We start from the raw sequence: 24,320 nt of genomic DNA on the forward strand, positions 1-24,320 counted from the left end.
AAACTAATTCAAATTGGTGAGAAACGTCGCAATTTCACCGAACCGCATCCCCCTTCACCACCGCGGCATCCGCCACGCGCCCCGGCACCAGCGCCTTGGTGCCGTCGCCCAGGATGATGAACGCGGCCCAATAGAACGGGTGCGAGGTGTTGGGATCGTCCATCAGCTTCTGCTGCGAAGCGGCCATCGAATGCGCCAGCGCCTCACCCGGCTTGCCGTCGATCATTCCGCCGATCAACCGTTTGGTCGCGTCGAAATCATCGGGCACCGGCCAGTGGCTGGCGATAACCGAGCGTGCGCCCGCGCCCACGAACGCGCGCACCAGCCCGTCGAGCGCATAGTTGCCGCCGGTCGTCACGCCCGCCTCGCGGCTCGCCCCCACGGTGGCCAGGCCCGCCGTGTCGCAGGCCGACAGGATCACCAGATCGGCGTCGAGCTTGAGGTCGAAGATCTCGCGGAAAGTCAGCAGCCCGTCCGATCCCGGATCGCCGAAGCTCGTCACCAGCGCGGGCCGCGCCGGGCAATCGGCACGCGGCGCGGTCACCAACCCGTGCGTGGCAAAGTGCAGCACGCGGTACTGATCAAGATCGCCGCCCGCCAGCATTGCGGAATCACTGAACTGGCCTTCCACCCGCACCGCGCTGCCGCCCTTGTCGAGCAGCCCCTTGGCGAAGAACAGCTCGTCCGGCTTGATCGGGTTCTGCCACGTCGCCAGCGGCCAGTCGCATTCGTCGGCTACGGCGGCGAGTGGGCGCACTGTCGGCACGGCATTCTTGCCAAGCCCCAGATAATTGCGCGGCGCGCGCGACGGGGCGAGCTTGCGAATGTCGAGGAACCCGCGCGGGCTCACCGCAATCGACATCTCACGCCCCCGGCCCAGCCACGCCACACCGGTAAAATCGAAGGGATCGCCATCGGGCGCATCGGCCTGCTTGACATAGGCTTCCACGCTCTTGTCATCGGTCACCAGCAACGCGGGCGGCAATTGCAGCATCGCGCCATCGGGTTCGAACACCAGATGCTTCACGCCCGCCATCTGCGCATCGACCGTGCCGAACAGCCGCAGATAGAGCGCACGCGCGCGCACCACGTCGAACGGGTAGTTCACCTGCCGCCCGTTCTCGACCTTGACCACGCTGTCGCGCAAGGCCTGCACTTGCGACGAAAGCGCGTCCACGGTGCCCTCTGCCGCGAAGACTTGCGCGCCCGCAGGCGTCACGAACAGCCCGTAGAGCGCCTCGCCCACAGCCATCAGCTTGTAATAGGCCTCGCCTTCCCGCAGGCCTCCCTGCAATTCGGCCAGTTCCACCCGCTGCGGCGCCAGCACCTTGTAGCGCGAGAACGACGCCAGCTTCGATACCAGCCCGGTCTGGTCGCGCTGCAAATTGGCCAGCGTCGATTGCGCCGAGGCGAGGTTCTGCACTTCCTGCGGCGTAGGTGCGGTCAGCGCCGATAGCCGCGCGATGTCGACTTCGGTGCGTGCGATTTCACGGCTGCGCGCCACCGAAAGGCGGAACAGCGAACTCGCCTCGTCATTGCCTTCGGACATTTCACGCGCGAGGATCGCCTGGGTCTGCGCCACGCCGGGGCGCTGCAGCACTTGGCTGGCGGTAAACATCTGCGCCGCAGCATCCGCCCCGCCCGCACTGGCCAGCAGCGCGAAATAGGGCGGCAGCAGATCGCGCAGCGTCGCGCCGCTGTCGGCAATGCCGGTGCTCTCGTCGACCACTTGCGCATAGAGCGCGCGCGCGGCACCCGCCTGTCCGGTGCGGCCAAGGAACGCGGCCTTGCGCGCCTTTGCCGCGAGCAGCGCGGGCGATTGCGGGAATGCCGTGCCGATCACGCCGATGGCGCGGTCGAACGCCGTCGTCGCCTGATCCGGCTTGCCCTGTGCCTCGGCGATCAGCGCCAGCTCGATCTGGATTTCAGACCGCAGCCAGCTGGCCGAAGATACGCGCCCGTCGCGCACCGCATCAAGATCGGTCGCAGCCTTGGCGAACAGCTTTGCCGCGTCGTCGAGCTTGCCTTCCTGCCGCCGCGCGGTAGCCTGCAAGGCCAGCCCCTGCGCATCGAGCACGCGCCCACGGTCGGTCGCGCTCAGCCCGGCTTCGGCCCCGCCCAGCCGCATCAGTCCGGCATTCTCGCGGTTGATCTGCACCGCCAGCGGCATGTTGATCTGGCCTGCGCGCAAGCCCGCCTCATCGAACTGGACAGTCACCGGCTCAACCGGCGCGGCCAGTTCGCGCAAGGCGGCGGCGGGATGGCGCTGGTTGAGCTGGTTGATAGCGCGGTAGTTGCGCAGCAATCGCTGTGTCACGCCGTCACCGCGCGCCATATTGGCGCTGCTTTGCGCCAGAAGCCGCGATGCCGCCTGAAAATTGCCGAGATTGGACTGCTGCAACGCCTGGTTGGCCAGCGCTTCGGCGGCGTTGATCGTATCGCTGCCCCGGCTGCCGATCGCCTCGAAGAACTGCGCGGATTCGGCATAGCGCCCGCCGTTGTTGCGCAAATAGGCCTCGTCGCGCGCATCGGCGGCATCGAGCTGGCCCGCCTGCACGCGGGCAAACGCCGCCGCATCGCTGACTTCGGTGCTGGCCACGCGGATTTCGCCCGGCAGCGCGCGATCCGCGATCACGCTCGCCATCGCCAGCCGCAGCGCGGGATCGTATCCGGCCAGTCCTTCGACCAGATAAGTCCGCCCACCGCGCCGCAGCGCATATCGGCGATAGTCGACATTGACCTTGTCGTCGCGGCACAGCACGGCCGCCACATCGCCCACGCCATCAATCCGCACCGCGCCCTCGCCGCCGCAGACCAGCGTCGTGCCGGGCAGCGCGCTCGGCGCGGACCCAAGCGCCAGATCGCGCCGCACCACCAGCAGCGTGCCCACCGCCGCTGCCGCATCACGGCAACCCAGCTTGTAGGCGCGGTCGAACAACCCGTTCAGCCGCTTGTCATTGGCCGCGTTCTGCGCGGTGCAGATCACCCCGGCATCGCCGATGCGGAAGCTGTTGCGCAGCGACAGCGGCTCGTCCTGCGCTGCGGCCGGTTGCACCAGCGCCGCAGCGAGCGCGAAGACGGACAGGACGCAGCCTGACTTGATACGGCGGCTCACTGTGCGTCTCCCTGTGCGGTGCTTTCGTTGACGGCAGATCCGATCAGTGCCGGATTGCCGCTGCCGGTCACGGGCTGGGTCACGTCTCCCGGCGGCGTCAGCGGGCGGGTATCGACCAGCGGCGCGGGCGGCGCGATGGGGCTTGAAGCGCTGGATTCCGCAGCAGCCTCGGTCGCCGCCTTGGCGGCTGCCACTGCCGCTTCGGCACCTTGGGTCTGCTGCTCCTCTTCCTCCTCGTCGCTGCCCGTCCCGCCCTGTGCGGCGACCATCTCGGGCGTGTCGCCCAGCACCGGACCCGTCACCATCTGGATCTCGCTCGAGATCCCTCGCACCGGATCCTGCTCCGCACCGGTCAGGCACCCGCCTGTGAACAGGCAGCTGTTGAGCTGACCTTCCGTGCTGAACCCGGTGAAGTCTGCACCCGCTGCAATCAGCGCATCGTATGCCGCCTTGCCCGTCAGCACACCCGCATCGGTGACGAACTGCCCGTTCACCACGGCCTGCACCCCGCCCGCAGGTGGCACATCAGGCGGCGTGGCATCGACATCGGCGGCAAGGAAGCCCGCAGGCGTCTCGCGCGTGCCGGTGTTCTGGATGTAGAGCGTCTGCGCCGGATAGAGGTCGATGAAGCCCGCGCTGATCACACCTTCGGGCCGGCTCACCGCCGCCGGAGCGTTGAGATCGGCAATCCGCCCGGCATAGAGCGGATCTTGCTCAAGCCGGCTGAGAATTTCGCCATCAGCAATGTGGATATGGGCGGCCTCGATGCTGATTTCCCCGCCCAGCGCGGTGCCACTGCCGGTCACCCGCAGCGATCCGGTCGCGGCATCAAGCTCGAACAGGTCAGCGAGGAATTCGACGCGATTGGTCGACAGCAGGCCCCGCGCGCTCACATTGCCGACAATGCGGATGCCGCCGCTCGGCGTGCCGTTGCCCGCATCATCCCGCGTGCCCGTGGCAAACCGGATCACCCCGTTCGGATCGTCGATCGTGCTCCCGGCCTGCGGCCCGGTCATCGCCAGATCGCCGATGGTCATGTCGATCAGGTTACCGGTCTGATCGATGGCAAAGACATTGAGCGAGCCGCTGTTGATCAGGCTGATCTCCGCCTGGCTCAGGCCATAACCGTTGCCCGTCAGCCCATCCCCGATGAACGCACCGCGCGCATTGGTGGAGATCAGCGTGATCTGGCCCGTCGTCCCGGCGTTGAGGCCGGAAAGCGCACCCGGATTGGTCGGTGATTGCTGTGCCGGCAGGATCGCGATGTCATTGGATTCGATCACCATGTCGGGCGAGAACCAGCGCCCGCGCACCGTGACCAGCCCTCCCGATATCACATCGAGTGTGGAGAACCCGGCGATGCCGCTCGCGGTAAAATCGCCGCCTGCAAGCGCGCCGATATTGCGCGCAATGATCGAACCGTTGATCGTTACCGAACCGCCAGTCGGCACAAATGGCCCCGTGAACAGCTTGGCGTAATCCAGATTGAAGATGCCGCCTGCGTTTTGCAACATCGAGGGATTGCCGATCAGCACCGCGCCATTGGCCCCGACCAGTTGCCCGGTCGGGCTGAACACCGCGCCCGCCAGCACACTGCCCGAGGTAATCTGGTCTACCGCCAGCAGGGCCACCTGGAAGCGCGCGTTGAGCACGCCCGAATTGATGTTTCTGCCCGCCAGCGCGATGTTCTGGACCGAACGGATATTGCCCGTAGTGATCGTGCCCCCAGCGCCGATCTGTACCGAATTCGCCAACGACCCTGCATTGAACACATTGGGGTCGGAAACGATGTTTCCGGTGGTGACATTGCCTTGCGATCCGATGAACACCCGGTCCGCCGCCGTGATATTACCGGTGGAAACCCCGGTCTGCGACGAGAGGATCACGAAGCGGTTGGAGGAAACGTTGGCCAGCGCCATCGCGCCGCCCGATTGCAGCGTCACCACGCCGCCGGTCAGCGTGCCGCCGGTTGCCGTGAGTGTCCCGCCGATCTGCAGGTTTACCCGGCTCCCGCCCGAGAGTGCGCCCGTGGCGGTAAAGTTGCCCGAGGTATGAGCCGAAAGGAAGTTCGTGGCGGAACCCGTGCCTTCGATCAGGATCGGCCCGGCCATCGCCACAGGAGTGGCAGCAAACACCGGATTCACGTTGAACGTTTCGAACGCGCCGCCCAGCGCCGCCATCGAAGCATCGGCGAACAGCACACGGCCCGTGGAGGTAAACCCGCCCACGCTCGCGGCCGTGCTCGCCAGCACCAGCATGTCGCGGCCTTGCAGTGCGCCCGTCTGGACCGCGCCGCCCGCCGCCAGCAGGCCGATGTCACCGCGCGCCGCGATGGTGCCCGTGGTAACATTGCCACTGGCCGAAAGCCCGACCCGGAAGGTCGCCAGCGGATCGGACGAGGGATTGACGATCCCCGCCGAAATATTGCCCAGCACCAGATTTCCGCCGGACTGCACCGTCACGCTGTCGCTCACGGCAATATCGCCGCCGAGGTTGACCAGCCCGCCCGCGTCCACATTGAGCGACCCGGTTGCGTTCGCGCCGGTGGCTGTAAAATTGCCGCCCGCATGGACGTCGATGTTGCGCCCGCTGACCGCGCCGCCGATCGTCACTGCGCCGGTGGTCTGTGCGGGCGCGTTCGCAAACAGCGCCGCATAGTCGATGTTGAAGATCGTGCCCGCGCCCTGCAGCATGGCCGACCCGCCGATCAGCACATCGCCCGATGCCGAAAGCACGCTGCCTGCGCTGAGTTGATCGACGGCCAGCAGCGCCACCTGCAGACGCCCGTCAACCGCGCCGACACTGACGTTGGTGCCTGACAGCACGATGTTTTCGGTCGAGCGGATGTTCTCCGCCAGCAGCGTCCCGCCCGCCCCGATACTGACCGCGTTCGAGGTTGATGCCACGCCGAACAGCGCCGCATCCGAAACGATGTTCTCCGCCGAAAAGTCCCCGCCCGAGAAGACGACGATATTGCCCGCCGCGGTGATGTTCCCGGCAGTCAGCCCGCCTTGCTGGAGCGAGACGAGCGTGATCGCCCGGTTCGACGAAACGTCGCGGAGCGTCATCGACCCGGTCGATTGCAGCGAAACCGCGCCGCCGTTGATCGAACCAGCGGTCATGGTCAAGGCTCCGCCGGTCTGGACGGTGAGGCTGGTGCCAGTGGTCAGCGAACCGCCTGCGGTGAAGTTGCCATTCGTATAGGCCGAAAGGAAGTCCGTGGCCGAGGCCGGACCGCCAAGCGTGATCGACCCCGTCATCGCCACGGGCGCGGCGGCAAACACCGGGTTCACGTCGAACGTATCGAACGCGCCGCCCAGCGCCGCCATCGAGGCATCGGCAAACAGCACACGGCCGGTGGAGCTGAGGCCGCTCACGCTTGCGCCGGTGCTCGCCAGCACCAGCATGTCACGTCCGCTCAGCGTTCCGGCCTGGACCGCTCCGGCATCGGCCAGCAGCCCGACATCGCCCTGCGCCGAAATGTTGCCCGCAGTGACGCTTCCGGCCGCAGCGAGGCCGACCCGGTAGGTCGCCAGCGGATCGGACGAGGGATTGACGATCCCTGCCGAGACATTGCCGATGACGATGTCGCCATTGGCCTGCACCACCACGGTATCGCCCGCATCGGCATCGCCGCTCACGGTCGTGCCGCCGCCAAAGCTGGAAAGGTCGATGCTTTGCAGCGCGAACAGCGACCCGGTCTGGATCGTGCCTCCGCTGGACAGCATGTCGATGAACGCGCCGCTGGTCTGCCCCAGCGTGGTGATGTTGCCGCCCGCGAGCAGGTCGATGCTGCCGCCCGCGTTGATCGCGCCGAGCGTGATCGAACCGCCCGCCTGCGCGATCAGGTCACTCGGGCCGCTGAGATTGCCGAATTGCAGGTCGCCCGGCACAACAAACGCCGTCGGCGCGTTCACCGCGATATTGGCGAAGGTCACCAAATCGAGACTGGTGCCCAGCCCGAGGCCAGTGTTCACCCGCAAGGTTCCCGCCGAGGCAGGCGCGGTGCCCAGCACCCAGTTGCTGCCGAAGATGTCGGCATTGTCCGCAACCAGATCCCCGCCATCGAGGCTGAGCGTAACATCGCCCGCCGTGGCAAAGCCGAAGCGTCCCGCGATGGTCGCAGAGCCGCCGAGGAGGCTGACAAAGGATGGCGCTGCGCCGGAAAGAACTGTGGTTCCGTTGGAACTCAGGTCCACCGACCCGATCGTAGCATCCGCATGGTCGATCAGAATGCGAACAGGAGTTGCGCCGACAATCGCCTGCCCATCAACCGATCCGGTCCCACCAGTCGCGTTTGCCGTGCCGAGAATGTCGCCTGCAATCAGCGTCCCACGCTGTGCCTGCACTTGGAAGCGGTTGGTCACGGTGACCCCGATCCCCCCACCCTCGCCCACGGTGGCATCGCCGCCAATACCCGCGACCGCGCCTGCACCGCCATTGCCGCCGGTCGCATTTGCGGAAAGGTTGGTCGTGCCGGTCACCGTCACATTCGATCCGCGCACCAGCAGCACGGCAGAGCCATCGAACGCTGCCCCGCCATTGCCGCCATTGCCCTGCGTCAGGCCAGTGCCGCCATTGCCGCCCGCACCGCCGGTCCCCTGTGCCGACATCTGGATCGAGGCATAAGTCGCCGTGCCGTTTGCCGCCGTGGTCGAAGCGTTCCCGCTGATCGAGCCGATGTTGACAAGCCCGCCCGTGCCGGTGCCGCCTGCCCCGCCGTTGCCGCCAAGGCCGGCAGCATTGTCGACGCCATTGCCGCCGATGCCGCCCAGGCCATAGCTCTGCGCATTGACCGCGCCAGTCGTCAGATCGCCGCTGCCCGATGCCGCCGCGATGACCAGTGTGCCGCCCGTGCCATTGCCGCCGATGCCGCCCACGTCGGCAGGGGTTCGCCCCGCCGTGCCATTGCCGCCTTGCCCGGCAGCGAAAGCATTGATGATCCCGGTCGTGATCCGGCTCGTTGCCGTGCCCGCATTGGCAGCTTCGATCGTGGCGTTGCCGCCAGTCCCTGATCCGGCCACGCCGCGTGCATCGCCGCCGAAACCGACAGCCTGAAGGTCTAGCCGGTTCGTGCTGACCGTACCGTCCAGCGCCAGAACCAGCGCGTCACCGCCTTGGCCCACGCCGCCGACATCCGCGCCGAATGCGCCATCGGAACTGTTGCCGCCAAGCCCGTTGGCCGCAACTTGCGTATAACCGGCCACGGCAATCGTGCCGCCGCCCGATGCGCTCAGCGTGGATTCGCCACCCGTTCCCGCGCCGGTCGAAAAGCCCGTGCCGAAGCCGAACCCGCCGCCGCCCTGCGTCACCAGATAGAGACCTTGCGGAGCGCCCGGACCAGTTGGCCCACCCGCCAGGGTACCCGTCGCCGTGAAGGTCAGCGACCCTGCCCCCGTCGTCTCGACGATGGCCTGCCCGCCGGTCCCCGCGCCGCCATTGCCGGGCGCAATCGTGTCAGACCTGCCGCCATTGCCGAACGCCGCCACGCGGACATTACCATTGAAGGTCATGCTGCCGGTGTCGATGCTGATCCGCGTCAAGCCGCCGGTTGCCGAGCCGCCGGTCGCCCCGGCACCGCCCGCAATGCTCACCCCGCCACTCGCGTCGGCGAAGACCTGCGTATCGCGGGCCACCGTGATCTGGCCCGCCAGCGCGTCGATCAGGGCAAAGCCGCCGTCGGCATTGCCGCCCGCCGCATTGCCGAACCCGCCAATGGCATTCGCGGTGACCGTCGCCGCCCCGCCAATCGTGACCGTGCCATTCGCAGCCGAAAGCCGCGATGTCCCGCCTGTCGCGCCGCCGCCGGTGAGCGAAGGGACGACATTGGTAAAGGCGGAATTGCCCCCGCTCGCATCGGCGGCCAACGTGACGTCCACGCCGAAATTCAGCGTGCCGGTGTCGATCACCTCGATCACCGCCGTGCCGCCCAGCGCACTCGCGCCATTGCCGCTTGGGCTGCCCGTCCCGCTGAACACATGAGCGCCGCCGCGCGCCCCGCCATCGAGCTGCGTCGTGTCGGTCACGTCGAGCAGACTGCCGCCGCTCACCCGGATCAGCGCATCGCCGCCGTCGCCGGTGCCGCCATCGCCGAGCAGGCCGGTTGCGTTGCCGCCGTCGCCGCGAATGTTGAAGAACAGCGAATCGCCCGCATTGATCGTCGCGCCGTTCTGCGCAACGATCGATCCGGTGCCTCCGGTGCCCGCACCGCCATTGCCGTTGCCGGTGGAAATTCCGCCGCTGCCATAGGCCAGCAGCCCTGCGGTTTCGCCCAGTGTCAGCGTGCGGCCATTGGCAAGCAGGCTCGAAAAGCCGCCTGTGCCATCGCCTGCGGTCCCGTCAACCGAACTGCCGCCGATGCCATAGGCATTAAGCGACAGCAGACCATTGGCGGTCACATTCCCGCCCACCGCAAAGACTTGCGCCGTGCCGCCCACCGCGTCGCCGCCAAGGCCCGCGCCAAGCGCATCGCCGCCAGTTGCATAAGCAGCCACAATCGAAGACGTAACCGTGCTTCCAAAGGTGATCGACCCCGCCGTCGCGCCGGCCACCACGCCAACCAGCGCCTGCCCGCCAATCGCGTTGCCGCCGTTGCCGTCAACTTGCGCGCTGCCGCCAAAAGCGCGGGCATAGACGAACGATTGGCCATTCACCGAATTCGCGCCATTGACCGCGCCGATGTTGGCAAGCCCGCCAGTTGCATTCCCGCCGCTGCTGCTGCCCGATGATGCGGAGCCGTCACCGCCTATGCCATCGGCAACCACCTCCACAAATCCGGTAAGGCTGATGCCCGCCGCCGAGTTGACCGCAATGCGTGCATCGCCGCCGGTTCCCGAGCCTGCAATCAGGTCACCGCCGCCAAGGTTGTCGGCGCCGGTTCCGGTTGTGATGACGCTGATCGCATCTGCCGTGATGGCAATGCTGCCGCTGCCATTTTGCGAGATCGACGCCGTACCGCCGCGTCCGTTGCCGCCATCGGTTCCGGTGATGCCGCCGCCGTTCTGAGCCCCGTTCGAGTCCACGCGAACAGTGCCTGCCGTAATGGCAATCGCACCGCCCGTCGCCACGATCTGCGCGTTCCCGCCAAAGGCATTGCCGCCGGTACCGCCTGCAACCAGCGCCTGTCCGGACAGCGCGCGTGCATAGATCGCCACATCGGCATCAGGATTGTTCAGCGTAAACGTGCCGGTCCCGGTGGTCTGGAGGATAGCTGCGCCGCCGTTCGCGCCCGCGCCGCTGGCACCGTCGCCACCAATGCCGCCTGCATCGACATTGACCAAACTGCTCACCGTGATCGCGCCGCTGCTCGCCGCAACATTCGCACTGCCGCCCTGTCCGAGGCCGCCACTACCTTGTGCCCCGTCGGAATTGCCGCCGGTCCCGGTCGTGTCGATAATAAGCTGATCGAGTGCCGAAAGCCCGCCGCCTGCCTGCGCAAGAACCGTGGCGTTGCCGCCCAGTCCGGAACCACCGAAACCGGGCGTGCCGCTGCCGGTATCGATCGCGGTGCCGCCATCGCCCAAGGCTGAGAGAAACAGCGTGCCAGAGGCCGAAACATCACCGGCATTCGCCACCAGCCCCGCATTGCCGCCCTGTCCGATCCCGCCGTTCTGCGCATCGCCGCCAAAACCATTGGCGCGAATGGCAAGCGCTGCACCGGAATTCAGCGATGCCACGCTCGGTACAGTCTCGTTCACGGTGATCTGGGCCGTGCCGCCCACACCCGCACCGCCGCTACCGCTGCCAGTGAGGCTGAAATAACTGCCGCCCGTGCCCGAGGCATCGAGCACGATGCCGGTGGCAAAACCGGCTGTGCTGTTGGTAATGGTCAATAGCGACGATCCGCCCGTTCCGGCCCCGCCGTTGAAGCCGTCACCGCCGCTCGATCCGCTGTCGAGCGTGAGCGACGATCCAGTGACGCTCGCCCCGTTGAAGAAGCCAGCCAGTGACATGCCGCCAAGGCCGGCACCGCCCGCCAGATCGCCAAAGCCGCCATCGCCCGAGGAATCGATCGAGAAGCTCCCGCCCCCGTTATAGGTTGCCGCATCAATGCTGATTTCGGCGGTGCCGCCGGTCCCTGCGCCGCCAATGCCACTCGCGGTCAGATTGTCGCCGCCACTGCCGCGCGCGCTGGCCTGCATCCCCAGGTTCGCAAAGTTCAGCGAAGCCCCGCTCGACCCCAGCACGCGCGCCTGCCCGCCCAGCCCGCTAGCCGCTGCCACGTTGGCACCCCGGCTGTCGCCACCCGAACCGTTGGCGTCGACGAACAGGCTGAAGATCGATGTGATCGAACCGCCGGTATCGGCCTGAACGACAGAGTTGCCGCCCGTTCCGACGCCGCCGGTCCCGGTCGTGTTCGCGTTCGTCCCCGCACCCGCGCCGTTTGATGACAGCGTCGTCGCCCCGGTCGGCAACCCGGCCGGTCCGATATTGCCGGTCAGGTTGATCGCGCCGCTTGCCGAGGCGATCAGGCTGGCCGTTCCGCCCGTGCCCGCACCGCCGGTCTGGCCCACGCCGCCATCACCATTCGCATCGATATTGCCGCGCGCAAAGTCGATGGTGCCGCCATTGGCCACCAGCCGCGCTGCCCCGCCAGTGCCTGCACCGCCAGCCGCCGCGCCACTCGTCACGCCGCCAGTGCCGCGGGCAAACAGCGTCGTCAGGTTGCCGAACCCGATATTGGCCGTGCCCGAGGAGAGCGCCTCGATCGTGCCGCCGGTGCCACTGCCGCCTGTGCCAACGGTCGTGTCGCCACCAATGCCGAGCGCCTGGAAGGTGTTTGCGCTGGTGAACTGGATCGAGCCTGCGCTGTCGGCAGTCGCGCGGATCAGTCCGCCCGTCGCGTTGCTGCCGCCGTTCTCGCTCGCGCCTGCCAGCGCGTCGGCATAAATGGTGACGTTCTGCGCGAACGTCACCGCATTGCCGGTGCCGCCGGTTGCGGTGATGTTGATCTGTCCGCCCTGGACGGCGCCAGCCGTCCCGGTGCCGAACGCGTTGCCGCCAAAGCCGCGCGCGTCGATGGTCGCCACCCGGTCAAACTGGACGACCGAGCCATTGCCGAAAGCATTGATGTCGATGGACCCGCCGGTTGCATTACCCGACGATACGTTCGCGCCCGAAGCGAAGCCCGAATAGCCGTCCGCGCTGAAGCCCGCCGCGCCGCGCAGGCGAATCGTGCCGCCAAGCGATGCCTGGACCAGCAGCGATCCGCCGGTGCCCGATCCGGTGGTGCCGGTCGAAGCATCGCCGCCAAAGCCGTTGGCGGTCATCTGGAACGCCCCGGTCACATCCACCGTGCCGCTGTTCTGCGCGCGCACTTGCGCAATCCCGCCGGTCACGTTCGCACCCGCCGCCGCAAAAGTGTGCGGATCGATCGACGAGACTTCCAGCGCGCCCGCCACATTGACGCTCGAATTGACGCCATTGGCGGTCAGGGCCGAACTGTTGACCGAGAGCAGCGTCACGTTCGAGGCAAAGTTGCTCACCCCGCCACTCGCGACGATCACCGCGCTGTCGCTCGCCCGCGCCGAAAGCCGCGACGTCGCATCGGTATTGATCATGCTGATCGCCACGGTCCCGCCCGCAGCCACCGGCGAGACAGCCGCTTCGCCCGCCAGAATGTTGTAGCCGCCCGAAAGCACCACCGCATTGCCGTCGACGCTGGCTGCACCGGCAATGTCGAAGCCGAGCGAACTGCCGCTCGCAATCGCCATGGTGATGGCCTGATTCTGCGGAATAGCCACCATGTAGACGCGGTGCGATGCGGTGCCCGCCGTGCCGCCGGTCGTCCCGCCCACGCTGCCGCTGTTGCTCAGCACGGTGCCGGTCGCCGCGGTCCCTTGGGTCACCGCAATGTTGAACAAGCCGTCGGGACTGAACGTGATGTCCGCCGCATTGGCCGCCACCATCGCCACGCCGCCACCCGCATTCGCGCCTGCGGTAGACGTGATCGTCCCGTCATTCACCACCACCGGCGCCACCAGCGCAAGATAGCCACTCGCCGTCAGCTGCGCGCCCGATGCTACGGTGACCGACGATCCGGCATTGGCCGCGCCGAAGCTGACCGCATTGCCCGCATCGAACACGCCCGTCGCCACGTCGTAAGCCACCGGTGACGAGGTCAGGCCGAGATTGCCGACATCGAACACCGAACTTGCGCCCGCGATGATCCCGCCAGGGCTGTAGAAATAGACCGTTCCGCCCACAGATGGCGCCGAAGCCCCGATCCGCCCGAGCACGGTGCCATCGAACTGCACCGCGCGGGTGGCGGTGGACGGCAGAATGCGGTTGAGCACGGTGAAGTTGCTGATGCCGCTGAACGTGGCGGTCGTGCCCGAATTCTGGAAGATGATCGGCGCGGTGCCGCCAGCCGTATCGGTCGGCGACCAGTCGATCACTGCATTGCCGTTGACGAAGACGTCGGTGGTGCCGGTGCCGGTTCCGATCGAGGCGCTGCCCGCCGTCACCGTGCCGCTGCCGTTGAACGATTGCGCACGCGCTGGATTCGCAGCGCCGATCACCAGTGCGGTAGCCATGGCAAGCGTCGAGCTCAGCGCAAAGCGGCTGCGGCGAGTGGTCTTGGAAACAGTCATCACAATGCCCTCCACGGCAGCAGCCGGGTCGTGAACGTCAACAGAAAGCGCGGGTCGCCGCGGCGCGCCTGCAGCGGTGCATGTTCCAGCGGCACTGCCAGCGTGGCGTTCAGCCGGAACCGCGCGCCCATTTCGGCGCGCACGCCAACCCCTGCCGAAAGCAGGCGGCTCGCCCCGCCCGGCGCGCCCTTGTCCCAGGCCCATGCCGCGTCACCGAAGACGAAAGGCTGGAAACGCAATTCGCTGCCCTGACGCAAAGCGATGCGCGGCGCGCGCAGTTCGGCGGTTGCGCCCACGCCGCTGTCACCTTGCAGCGCGCCCGGATCGAATCCCCGCCCGATGGTGTAATTGCCGCCGGAAAATTCCTCGAAGCTCAGCAGCGGGCGGAACGCATATTGCGCGCGCGGTGCAAGGCTGAACGCCGCATCCTTGCCGAGCGCCAGCTCCACCTCGCCTTGCGCACGCAGCACGGTGGCGGTGGGTGAACCGTCGCCCCGGCTCGTCGGCACCGATCCTGCCGGGCACCCTGCCCCGATGCAACTGCGCGTCGCATCGAGGATCGCGAGCCCCTGCCGCGCCTCGAACGTGCCGGCCAGCCGCCAGCGCGGCCGCACCGCGCCGGTATCCACCGCATCATAATCGAGCCGCGCCCAGGCCACGCGCACCTTGTCGCGCGTCAGCGGCCCCAGCAGATCGACATTCTGGTTGACCAGATCCAGCCCCGCGCCCAGCCACAGGTTGCTCGCCTGCGTGCGCTTCAGCGGATAGCGTGCGGCAAGGCTGGCAAACAGCGTGCGCGCATCGATCGATGCTGCACCCGGCGCTGCGCCGATGTCGGGCTTGGTCCAGGCGTAAGTGAACTGCCCGCTCACCACCAGCCCTTGCGATCCGGGGCGGAATTCGTGCGCGGCCTGCACGATGTGCTGCTCGCTGAAATCAGACGTGGCATAATAGGACAGCGAGGTCGCATCGCCCATCCCGGTCAGCCCGAACGCCTGCACCCGCACCTGCCCGCCCCAGCGCCCGGTCGATTCCGATGCCAGGTTCTGCAGCGTGAAGTCCACGGCATATGGTTCGCGCACCACCGCCAGTTCGCCGATCAGGTCACCCGGCCCGGTGTCGGCAGGGCGCAGCGTCAGTTGCACGTTGTAGCCCGGAAGGTCGCGCGCCAGCAGGAGATAGCGCTCGGCGGTGAAGCGGTTGAACACCTCGCCCTCGGTCAGCTTGCCGAGGTATTGCTCCAGCTTGGCCTCGGCGCCGCGCGTCTCGCCGCGCGCCCGCACTGCGGTCACCCGGGCATAGAGCACTTCCATGCGCACTTGCCCGTTCTCGATCCGCTGGGCGGGCACCTGCACCGCAGCAAGATAGCCTTTGCTGCGCAATATCGTGGCTGCAGCATCGCGCACTTCACACAGCACGGCGATAGGTTGCAACTGCCCCGCATAGGGCTTCCACGCGGGCGCCAGCTCTGCAGCATCGGCACCCTTCAGCCCGCCGAAAACCACCTCGCCGATGGTGACGGTAATGTCCTTGAATTGCGGATCGGCCAGCGGACAGGGAGAGCGCTCGATCCCGCCTTCGATGGAAAGCCGCGTCGGCGCTTCGGGCGGCGGTGCGGTGATGCCGCGCAGTTCATCGCGGGTCGGAATGTTTGCAGTCTGGGCCTGTGCTGGCGCGGCTACGCCTGCTGCCATCAGCATCCCGGCCATCCCCACGGCGGTCGCCAGATGCCCCTGCGTTGGTCGAACCTGCGCCGAACGGGCCTGCGCCAACCTCAAAAACTGCATCCTGATGCCCCCGTCGCCCCACTTGGAATCTTCGACGCGGCCCGAGTTTTGTTATTTTTTATTAACAGCGCTTGTAGGTGGAAGACTCGCCATGTTGCAAACGAAATATAGCCCGAAACGCTATCCAGCGGCTGTCAGGACAGGCTATTTCCTGCGTCAGTGACCGTCAGGATTTCAGCCGCCGGCAGCCTCGCCTCGAACCGCGCGCCTTCGGGCAGGAGGCTGTGCCGCGCCGTCCCGCCAAGGCCCCCGCCCAGCATCCGCTCAAGCGTGCGCGTGCCAAAGCCCTTGTGCCCCGAAGCGACGACCGGCGGGCCACCCTCCTCCACCCACGAAAACGTCAGCGTTCCGGCATCCTGATCCATCGCCCAGGCAATGCGCACCCTGCCCGCCTCATTCGAAAGCGCGCCGTGCTTGCAGGCATTGGTCGCCAGTTCGTGCAGCACCATGCCGAAAGCGTGGACTGCCTTGGGATTGAGCTCCAGCGGTGCGCCCTCAAGCAACACCCGGTTGCTGGTGACATTCGTGAACACATCGAGCTGGCGCAGGATCAGCTTGTCCAGCTGCGCGCCGGTCTGGTATTTGCCCATCAGCAGATCGTGCGATGCGGCAATCCCGATGATCTTGCTCGAAACGATCTTTTCCAGCTCCTGCGCCGATGCGGCCGAGCGCGCGCTGGTCTTCACCACCGCGCCGATCACCGTCAGCAGGTTCTTGATGCGGTGGTTCGCCTCGCCCAGCACCAGTTCGACCTGCTCCTGCGCCTGCTTGCGGGCCTGAATGTCGGATACCACCGAGATGAAGTTCATCGGCGTGCCGTCCGCATGGCGCAGCAGCGAGACGCTCAATTCCCCCCAATGCACCGCGCCATCCGGCAGGATATAGCGCTTTTCCATCGCATAGGATTCGATTTCGCCCGCCAGCAACTGCCCGAGCAGGCCCAGATCGGCATCAAGATCGTCGGGATGGGTCAGGTCCTGAAAGGTCAGGTCCAGCAATTCATCCTGCCCGCGCCCCAGCATCTGGCAAAAATAGTCGTTCACCCGGATGAACCTGCCGGTGACCGAGACATGCGCCACGCCGACATTGGCCAGATCGAAGGTCCGGCGGAATTGCTCCTCGCTTTCGCGCAAGCCATCATGCTCTGCCACGAGGCTTTCAAGCCGCGCGACTTCAGCCCGCAGGCGGGCCAGTTCGAGTTCGGCATTGTCGTCTGCAGAACCCATTGAAACTCCAGCGTGGGCGGGCATCGGCCTTGGCGATTACCGGGGCATTACTCCCGTTACATTGCGCCACGTACCAGTTTCAAGTGTTACGTGAAATTACGCAGCAACATTTGATAGCGGTCGCACGGATAGTCGAAATAATTGTTATATGCCCGTTACTTACAAGCTTCCTCGCCCGCCGGACGCGTAGGCGCCAGAACCTTCGGTGCCCTCGCATGTTGTGACCGCGCCCACACGGCGCCCGCTGAAGAACCCGGCGAATTGGTCATGGGCGCGATTCGGTGCGGCTCCCCGATCAGGCCGCCGCCACGAAGAACAGGCCTGTCGCCACCGCGCCCAGCCCGCTGCGCACCGCGTGCAGACGTCCCCAGCGAACCAGCAGGGCGCGCACTTCGCCGCCAGGCCCCGCCGTTGCGGCCATGAGCTTCCGGTTGGTCGGCATGATCCCCAGCATCGTGAACGGCCAGTTTGCCAGGATCACCGCCGCGCCCGCCAGCCACAGCACGTTTCCGTCCAACCACCACTGGCCGATACCGAACAGGCCCGAGACGACGGCCACGCTCGCCTGCATCGCAAATCCGCGGCTGTACGATGGCCCCCACTGCGCCAGCGCCGCGCGGTCATCCAGCCCGAGCCTTGCGGGATGTTCGGCCAGCGTGATGTAAACCGCAGCCCCGAAAAAGATCGCCGCCATCACCAGCGCTGCAAGTCCCGCCACCGTCCTGTCCCCTCTGTCCGCCCGGCAAGGCTACCGCGTTTCCACGGATAAACACACCCATAGCGTCACCGCTGACCTTGCTGCAATCAGGGACAAGGCGCAGAGTTCTGGTAAGCGGAGACGAAGCAGCAGCCGCTATTCCGTCAGCACATCAAAGCATGTGGACTGAAACCCCCTTTTCAGTCTATAATCGCGCCATGGCGGCATCCCCCCTTCCCTTCTCTGCCTTGCCCTGGACGCCTGCGCTGGCTTCTGCCCTTGCCGACGCCAGCGCCGCGCTGGCGCGTCTGGACGCCCGCGTCTGCGCCTCTTCGCTCGCACCGGGATGGAAACTGCGGGCGAGCTGGACCGGCTATGCCGCCGCGCTCCACCTCCAGCATTCGCAGATCGAGGAAATCGACATTATTGCCGAGCGCTGCGGGCTGCGTCTGCCCGCTCGCCCGGTTCCGCGCACCGAGGACGAGCCGTTTGCCGCCTATGAGCCATGGCTTGCCGCGCTGCACGAACCCGAGAGCCGCCACTGGTCAGACGGCCTGCCGTTCACTTTCGATGCCCCCGCAGGCTGGCATGATGCCCCGGCGCTCATCCGCGCGCTGACCCTGCTCGATCTGTCGGCCCGCGCCGACCGCACCATGGGTCCGTGGCTCGCCTTCCCCCTCATCCTGCGCCGCATGGACCTCACTCGCGCAGCCCTGCCCTGCATGGTCGCCGGAGACGCCGCGCAGCGCACCTTGCGCGACGCCCGCCCCGTCCTGCTCAAGCGCCTGCTCAAACAGGTCGCCCGCGCCGCCCAGGACGGTCTGGAACGGCTTGACCGGCTTGAAGGTGCTACCCGCCGCGCCGCCGCCGCAATCGCTGCAGAACACCGCCCCGGAAAACTCACCGATCTTGCCCGAATCGCCCTCACCCGCCCGTGCCTTGCCGCACGCACGCTTGCGCCCGCAATCGGCATCACGATCTCGGGCGCAGGGAAATTGCTTGAACGGGCAAACCACCTCGGGCTCATGGCCGAGATCTCGGGCCGCGAATCCTGGCGTACTTACGTTACCCCGGATATCGCCACGACGCTCGGGCTCCGCCCCGCCGACCGGGGCCGCCCGCCGCTGGGGAACAAGGCACCGCCTGAGGTCGGTGACATCCTGCGTTCGTTCGACGCTGAAATGGCCGAGATCGAGGCGCGGCTCGCGCGGTTGGGCATTGGCGGGGATGACTGACTCCGGTGGGCTTCCCCTCCCCCCATTCAACACCAAGCCAAAGGCTTCTGGTGCGGTTAGACTGGTTTATCCTTAGTTAGACAGGTTAAGGGCTTCCGGTCCCTTCCCGACTCGCGGATTTTGCGGGCGTTTGAGCGCATGCCCTGTTCCCGGAATGTCGGCTCTGCGTTCCTGATGGATCGGCCCGGCGTTCCCGTTAGTCCGATGATCTGTTCCCGATGGATCGAAGGACGCGGAAATGCCGTTCCTGATGTATCGATGGCCCCGAAAGCACCCCGGTTCTGTTCCGGCCATTGAATCACTTTCCAACAAACTCCAACAATAGAGGTTCAAATATCGGGGATAACCCCGCGCCGTTACCTCGCAGGTTCAATGCCGTGCAACACGGCCCGACACATCGGGAACGGCGCGCCTTGCACGGCACGGACTTTCCGGAACGCAGGCTGCCTGATGGGGCACGTTTCTGATGGTTGTGATGGCCGACACGGTGCCTGCAGAAGAATGTTTCCCCGGGGAAACATCTGACGATCATGGCGCTTGCAGGCGGAACCGGCCCCATGCAGTGCACAGTCGCTCAGCGTCGCAGGGTGTGGGCGTGCTTTTCGTGGTGGCGTTTGACCCAGCCGATGAAGGCCTTCTGCCAGTTGGCCGGTAGCCGCACGGGATCGGCGCCCACCCAGCGTTCGAACTCGGCGTGGAGCGCGTGGAGATCCCACCCCGGACAAGTCTCGCGCAAGTGGTCTGCCGTCTCTCCGGCGATGAAGCCACGGTTGGCGGCATCGCTCATCCCGGCCACCGATTTGCGGATAAGCGCGGAGGCATCGACGGTTTCGGCGAAATGTTTCCCCGGGGAAACTTTTTCCGGCGCCATTTCGGCGGCTGCGGGAGTGCTCCCCGTCACCGCATTCCCGCCAAACAACACCCGTTCGTCCTGAGCCTGCCCACCGACGTTCTGCCCCGCTTCCGGCAGCCGCTGGTCCGCGCCATCCTTGCCGTCCACCCGGCGCATCCGCAGGAGCGGCTCTGCGCCCCTGCCCTGTTCGACCGAGAGGCCGTAGCCCGGTAGTGCGTCCTTTTCGGCCAGCTTGAGGATTTCGAACTTGAAACGGCGGTATTCGCCTTCCGCGCCCGATTTCTCGAACAGGACCGGCATCGAGATGGCAAAGCCTTCCTCGCCCGCGCCGCCTGCGTGCTTGCGCGCCACCTTGTAGAGCCAGCGCTCGCGCCCGCCGGTGATGTCGAAATAGGCGCGGTCGATCGACAGCACGCCGCCCTTCATCATCACGCCTTCCCAGAACCAGTTGGAAAGCTCGATGGTCATGCCGCGCGACCGCTCGGTCTTTTCATCGACCAGCTGGGTCCAGCCATCGAGCCACGAGAATGTGGCTTCGCGCCGGTTCTCCGCACGGATGTTGGTCTTGATCGTGGTGGCGACGAGGCGGTCGAGGCCTTGCCCCAGCAGTTCATAGGCGCGGCCCGTGGTCGGGCGGCCAATGGCACGGAGCAGGTCGTAAGGCATCAGGTGCAGCTTGCGCGGCACGTCGTTCACGCCCCGGCGCGCCATGTCGGCCAGCACGCTGGCGCAATAGATCAGGATGTCGGCGTCCCAGATCGTGGCCATGCCATAGTCCGGGCTGGCCGAGACGTGGACCCACAGCTTGCCGTCGGGCGAGGTGTAATCGATCGGCTTCACCCGCTTCGACTTGGCGAGGCTGAAGAACGGACGCTCCATCATCTCGCGCTGATCGCGCAGCGGCATGTCCGCCACATAAGGCAGAAACAGATCGAACTGATCGTTGCCGAGATGTTTGCGCTGTTTGGTCATGCGGGGCAGGGGAGGGGGCAAGAGAGGGGGGCAGTCAAAATGTTTCCCCGGGGAAACATTTTTCCAGGCACCGCTCGGTGCGGTGCAAGCCTAGCTCCTGTTCCTCTCGCAAGAGGGACGGGGCGAGGGCACGTTTCCAGCTTCCGCAACAACGGAATTTCCCGCAAAATCGCACGGAAAAAAGTTTCCCCGGGGAAACATTCTCCAATAAGTATATGAAATTGCGGAATATTCGCCATCAGCGCTGCAATCCCAACCCGCTTTCCTCCAGATCCATCAGCGCATCGTGGACGATCTCGAGCAGGCGCCTGGTGTCGACGCCCGAGCCTGCGTGGAGGCGCAAGGTGACGCCTTGGCGGTTGGACGATTGCACGGTAATCGCGGTGCGCCCGTGGGCGCCCTCGTAGGTGCGGGGGGCGGTGCGTTCCTCGGCCACCTTCGGCGCGGCGAGGAGACGGGCGATCACTTCATTGGCGCCGAGGGCGGGGGTGCCGCGCGCGCGGCGTTCCTCCTGCTGGCGGGTGATGGTGCGCGCCTCGCGCAGGATCGCGGGGGTCGCGCTGCGATCATCGAGCGCCTGTGCCAGCGGATAGGCTGGCTTGAGCTGGACATCGGCGGGACTGGCGAAAGCGGCCAGCACCGCATCGGGGATGCTGGCAACCTTGAGCATCTTCGACAGCCAGCCCTTCGACAGCTTCAGCCGCTCGGCCATGCGGCTCATGTGGTTGCCATAGTGATCGTGCAGCGCCTGCGCATAATTGCGCGCGCGTTCGAGATCGGACACGTCCTTGCGCGCGCGGTTCTCCAGATCGGCAAGGCGGAACGCGGCTTCGTCATCAAGCACGACAACTTGCGCGACGAACTGCATTTCCGGATAGGAATTGGCGCGCAGCCACGAGATCGACCAGTGGCGGCGGGTGCCCGCGATGACCTCGAATTCATGGTCGGGGTCGCCATCGACCCGGCGGACCATGGCAGGGACTTTCTGCCCGCCTTCGGCAATGATCGAATCGATCAGCTCACCGCACGATTCCTCGGACAGATGTTCGTAGGAGCGGGCATTGCCCTTCCACACGCGCACCCGCGCCGGATCGAGCAGCAGCTGCGTCACCTGCCGCACTTCGCCGCTGGCGACGCGGGCCAGCGCGGATTCGCGGCCGAGCAGGGTGGTGCCGCGCATCCGGTCGGGACGGGGCGGGGCGGGAGGAGGGGTGTCCTCCATCACGCTGCTATCGCCGGGTTCGGCTTTGGTCTGGACAGCCTCATCCGCCAGAAGGGCGGCGAGATAATCGGATTGCTTACGCGCCATGGCTCACCTCGAATCGGGAAGAGCGGAACATATTGTGAACATTGCTCTGTAGGAAAGGCGGTTCGTGCCGGTGTGGCGTGTGTCCTTCGACAGGCTCAGGACGAACGGGGGTTGAGGGGAGGGTGCTATGTAAAATCCTGTTCACGTAGCGCCAGCCAGCGCGTCCTTCGACAACCTCAGGACGGACGGGGATTGGGGGGATCTCGGGATGAGCGGAGGTTTGGGGGATGGTTCCTTCAGGCCCTGTATCCCAGAACCCGTTCGTCCTGAGCCTGCCCGAGGACACGCGCAAATCACGCATGGATCACATCCTCCTCGCGCGCAGGGGCAACACGGCCCCAGCCAGCGCGGACGAGCTGTTCGATCTGGCCGAGGGCCTCATCGAGATTGGCCTTGCAGCGCTTGTGCGTGCGAGGGGTGCCGATGGGCTTTTCGAGTTCGTAGATCGTCATCATCCGAAGCGCCGCGTGGCTGATTTCGGCACTTTCGAGGATCGGCACGGGCAGCAGGGCGGGGCCGAAGGTCTGCTCCATGATGGTGCGGACCATTTCGTGACTGGGATCGCCGCCATCGAACTTGGAGCAGATCAGCCGGACGAAGCTGTAATCCACCGCGATGCCGGCCTCGATCAGCTGGGCGATGACCTGATCCATCATCGAGAGAAACTGCACGGTGGAGCAGAAATCGGGCGTGGTTGCAGCGAGCGGCACCAGCAGCGCGTTGGCGGCCTGCATCACCGCGAGCGAAATCGTGCCCAGGGCCGGCGGCGGATCGAGGATCACGATGTCGTAATCACGCGCCATGTCCATCAGGCCCGCTTTCAGCTTGCGGAAGCGCGCGGCGAGGACCGACTGGCCATCGGCGCCCGAAGCGGCGAGTTCATATTCCACATCGAAAAGTTCGAGGTTCGACGGGATCAGATCGACATTGGGCCAGGGCGTGCGCTTGACCGCGTAGAGCAGGTCGGTCTGGGTCGGGTCGATTGAAAGATAAGGATAAAGCGTTTCATCGCGGGTGATGTTGAAATGCGGGTTGAAGCCGAACAGCGTGGTGGTGGTGGCCTGACTGTCGCAATCGACGACCAGCACGCGGTAACCCTGCACGCCGAAATAGTGCGCGAGATGCGTGGTGACGGTGGACTTGCCGACGCCGCCCTTGAAGTTCTGCACGGCGATGATCGCAGGCACATCGCCCGGCGCGCGGGCAGGGGAGGCGCCCAGCACGTCGCGCATGCGCAACATGTCTTCCATCGAATAACCGAGGCGGCGTCCGTTCTCTCCGGCAGGCGGCGGGGGCAGACGGCCATCGTCTTCGGCCATGCGGATGCGATTGGTCGAGCAGCCCAGCAATTGCGCGGCTTCCGCAATCCCGTAGCGGACGCTAAGCTCCTTGCGGCTTTCAGGCAGAAAGGCTTTGCGGCGCAGGCGCTCGATCATGCGCTCACCCGCTGAGGCAAGATCGCCGATCTGGCTGACGATTGAATTGGATTCGGCCATGCTGCGCCTTCTTGAAGGTATTCCGCAACGGTATTAGCGGATAACCTTCAAGCGCGCAATGAAACTGCTGGATGCACGCAATTGCCCGCATCCAGCATGAACGTCAGGCTTTATCGGCTTCGGTGAAGACTTTTGTGCGGTTTGCCGCCCAGTTCATCAGGGCTTCGGTGCGCAGGCGCGCGCCTTCAGGGTCGGCTTCGAGCGGCAGCACCGAATCGACGATCGCATCGAAGTGCTGGCGCAGGGCGTCTTTCGCCTCGGGGTAGGGGATGATGTAGAGCTGGTTGGCGATGATCGCGGCCTTGACGTGCCCGGCCAGTTCCACCGGGTCCATGCCGTGCTGGTGGATCGAATGGAGCGAGGCGATGGAATCTTCGTTCTCGACATAGCCGCTGGAGCCGAACTGCGCGGGCCGGAGGCGGCTGGCCTCGGCGATGTTCGATTTGATGTTGGCCGGGCACAGGACGGAGACGCCGATGCCATGCTTTTCAAGGCCCTGGCGGTAGGATTCCATCAGGTTGATGACCGCGGCCTTGGCGGCGGAATAGGGCGCCGCGAGCGCGCTGCCCATGAGGCCGCCCAGGGACGAGGTGGTAACGATGTGGCCGGGCTTGCCGCTGGCGATCATGCGCGGAACGAAGGTGACCATGCCATTGACCACGCCGCCAAGGTTGACGCCCATGATCCAGTCGAAATCGTCATAGGATGTGAGTTCGACCGGCCCGAAGCTGTTGACGCCTGCGGTGTTGAACAGGAGCGTGGGCGCGCAGCCGAATGCGGCCTCGACATCGTCCGCGACGCGGGCATAGGCGGCGCGGTCCATGATATCGAGGACGAAGCCGCGCGCGTCGATGCCCTCTGCCTGAAGGCTGGCGACGGCGGCGTCCACCGCTTCGGCGCGGATATCGGCGACGGCGATGCGCGCGCCTGCGCGGCCGAAGACTTGCGCCTGACCCAGACCTGCGCCCGATGCGCCGCCGGTGATGAACGCGAGTTCGCTATCGAATGTCTGCATGGATAGTGGCTCCTCAGCCCGTG

The 24,320-nt window shown here is 66.1% G+C and carries 10 protein-coding genes; 1 reads left to right on the forward strand and 9 read right to left on the reverse strand.

Annotated features, from left to right (window positions below; genetic code table 11):
* Nucleotides 1-34 precede the first annotated feature (34 nt).
* The 5 genes from RM192_RS18400 to RM192_RS18420 all read right to left on the reverse strand — a co-directional run bounded on the left by RM192_RS18400 (nucleotide 35) and on the right by RM192_RS18420 (nucleotide 17,438).
* Complete coding sequence (locus RM192_RS18400) at nucleotides 35-3,115, reverse strand: CHAT domain-containing protein (RefSeq protein ID WP_311509112.1); 3,081 nt, start codon at nucleotides 3,113-3,115, stop codon at nucleotides 35-37.
* On the reverse strand, nucleotides 3,112-13,707 hold the full coding sequence (locus RM192_RS18405; protein ID WP_311509113.1) for a hypothetical protein: 10,596 nt from the start codon (nucleotides 13,705-13,707) through the stop codon (nucleotides 3,112-3,114). Before RM192_RS18405 ends, RM192_RS18400 begins: the two co-directional genes overlap by 4 nt.
* On the reverse strand, nucleotides 13,707-15,494 hold the full coding sequence (locus tag RM192_RS18410; RefSeq protein WP_311509114.1) for a ShlB/FhaC/HecB family hemolysin secretion/activation protein: 1,788 nt from the start codon (nucleotides 15,492-15,494) through the stop codon (nucleotides 13,707-13,709). Before RM192_RS18410 ends, RM192_RS18405 begins: the two co-directional genes overlap by 1 nt.
* A 134-nt stretch (nucleotides 15,495-15,628) precedes the next feature.
* Nucleotides 15,629-16,720, reverse strand: coding sequence for a PAS domain S-box protein (locus tag RM192_RS18415; RefSeq protein ID WP_311509115.1), 1,092 nt, complete (start codon nucleotides 16,718-16,720; stop codon nucleotides 15,629-15,631).
* Nucleotides 16,721-17,015: 295 nt separating this feature from the next.
* Nucleotides 17,016-17,438, reverse strand: a complete 423-nt coding sequence (locus RM192_RS18420) for a DUF1772 domain-containing protein (RefSeq protein WP_311509116.1) — start codon at nucleotides 17,436-17,438, stop codon at nucleotides 17,016-17,018.
* 197 nt (nucleotides 17,439-17,635) lie between these two features.
* On the opposite strand from RM192_RS18420, the gene RM192_RS18425 reads away from it, so the two are divergent.
* A complete protein-coding gene (locus RM192_RS18425; RefSeq protein ID WP_311509117.1) occupies nucleotides 17,636-18,652 on the forward strand; it encodes a hypothetical protein in 1,017 nt (338 codons plus the stop codon).
* A gap of 574 nt (nucleotides 18,653-19,226) precedes the next feature.
* Here RM192_RS18425 and RM192_RS18430 read toward each other — a convergent pair.
* The 4 genes from RM192_RS18430 to RM192_RS18445 form a co-directional block, all read right to left on the reverse strand.
* Entirely contained in the window at nucleotides 19,227-20,477 is a 1,251-nt protein-coding gene (locus tag RM192_RS18430) for a replication initiator protein A (protein ID WP_311509118.1), read from the reverse strand.
* 238 nt (nucleotides 20,478-20,715) lie between these two features.
* Nucleotides 20,716-21,786 carry a ParB/RepB/Spo0J family partition protein gene (locus RM192_RS18435; protein ID WP_311509119.1) on the reverse strand — a complete coding sequence of 357 codons (1,071 nt, stop codon included), beginning with the start codon at nucleotides 21,784-21,786 and terminating at the stop codon, nucleotides 20,716-20,718.
* Nucleotides 21,787-22,079: 293 nt separating this feature from the next.
* Entirely contained in the window at nucleotides 22,080-23,282 is a 1,203-nt protein-coding gene (locus tag RM192_RS18440; protein WP_311509120.1) for an AAA family ATPase, read from the reverse strand.
* A gap of 103 nt (nucleotides 23,283-23,385) precedes the next feature.
* Complete coding sequence (locus RM192_RS18445) at nucleotides 23,386-24,297, reverse strand: SDR family NAD(P)-dependent oxidoreductase (RefSeq protein WP_311509121.1); 912 nt, start codon at nucleotides 24,295-24,297, stop codon at nucleotides 23,386-23,388.
* Between the last annotated feature and the right edge of the window lie 23 nt (nucleotides 24,298-24,320).

The sequence above is a fragment of the Novosphingobium sp. MMS21-SN21R genome, from assembly GCF_031846015.1.
GTDB lineage: Bacteria > Pseudomonadota > Alphaproteobacteria > Sphingomonadales > Sphingomonadaceae > Novosphingobium.